The organism is Olsenella massiliensis, assembly GCF_001457795.1.
Classification (GTDB): domain Bacteria; phylum Actinomycetota; class Coriobacteriia; order Coriobacteriales; family Atopobiaceae; genus Olsenella_F; species Olsenella_F massiliensis.
In genome coordinates this window covers 1-1,263 of the sequence record NZ_LN898199.1, presented here as the reverse complement: position 1 = coordinate 1,263, position 1,263 = coordinate 1, and the positions used below count along the sequence as shown (strand labels likewise).

The 1,263-nt window shown below is 73.0% G+C and carries 2 protein-coding genes; both read right to left on the bottom strand.

From position 1 onward, the window contains the following. A partial coding sequence (locus BN3001_RS00010; protein ID WP_197407422.1) for an ATP phosphoribosyltransferase regulatory subunit occupies positions 1-665 on the bottom strand: 665 nt, incomplete at its 3' end. Between the two features lie 185 nt (positions 666-850). Continuing rightward, a partial coding sequence (locus tag BN3001_RS00005; RefSeq protein ID WP_148362901.1) for a C40 family peptidase occupies positions 851-1,263 on the bottom strand: 413 nt, incomplete at its 5' end.

Sequence of the window (1,263 nt, the reverse complement as noted above, 5' to 3'; positions counted from 1 at the left end):
CAGCGTCGCCCGCACAGCCAGTGCCGTAGGCGAACCCACAGGGCGCGGGCGGCGGCGCCGTCGAGGGGCGAGGAGGCGACGAGCGCGTCGAGGCCGGGAAGGTCCGACTCGTGGACGAGCGCGAGCGCCCGCCTGCGGAAGTCCTGGCTGGGGGCGCAGGCGTCGAGCAGGCCCAGCAGCGGCGTCACGGACCCGCAGACGACGCGCCAGTCCGGCACGGCGAGGGCGTCGAGCACGAGCGCCAGCAGCTTGATGACCTCGACGTCGGGAAGGCTCCCCCGAGCGTCGAAGAACTCGGCGCCCAGCTGCGTAAACTGACGGGGCTGCCCGGCGAGGGCGGGGCTCTCGCGCACGACGGGGGCCTGATAGCGCAGGCGCAGGGGCAGATCGTCGGCCCCCGCGCGCTCCGCCACGAGGCGCACGAGCGGCTGGGTGAGGTCAGGCCTGAGCACGAGGGGCCCGCCGTCCGCGTCAAAGAGCTGGAAGGCGGGGGTGCGCAGGCGCCCCCCGCGCTCGAGGGCGTCGAGGCGCTCGAGCAGCGGAGTCTCGACGGGGGCGTACCCCTGGGCGTCGAGGCAGTCGCGCACCGCGGCGGAGATGCGCTCGCGGGCGCGCGCCTCGTCCGGAAGGATGTCCCTGAACCCTCGCGCCGTTCCCGTCTGCACAGCGCCCCCTCTCGCCTTGCGGCGTCGCGTTCCCTTCGTCCCGTTCCCCTACAGTAGGGGCAGCGGGGCCTGCGAGCGCGACGAACGCGCAGAGGGAAACGCAGTTGTTACGGCAGGTGTCACGTCAGGCCGAAAAGGGACCCGACACGAGCGCCCCGGGCGGGAGGGTCGGTGCGACGGACGCCCTACGCCAGCGGAAATCCCAGGGCATATATGCCGTTCCAGCGGCTCAGCGGCGAGACCATGCACGAGGCGCCGGGGTGGGGCTCGTGGACGCACGAGCCGTTGCCCAGGTACATGGCGACGTGATGGCCTCCCCGCACGAAGACGAGGTCGCCAGGCTGCAGCTGGGACGTGTCGTAGAACACGTGACCGGCGGAGCGGCAGGCGGCGAGCTGCGTGTAGGTGGTGCGCGGAATGGAGTAGCCGCACTGGGCGAAGGCCCACTGCATGAGCCCCGAGCAGTCCGTCCCGCCCGACTGGGGATAGGTCCCTCCCCACACATACGGGACGCCCAAGAGCGAGAGGGCCGCGTTGCAGAGCTGCTCGCGCAGACCCGTCGCCACGACGGCGACCGTTCCCGCCGCCCGACCCCGCC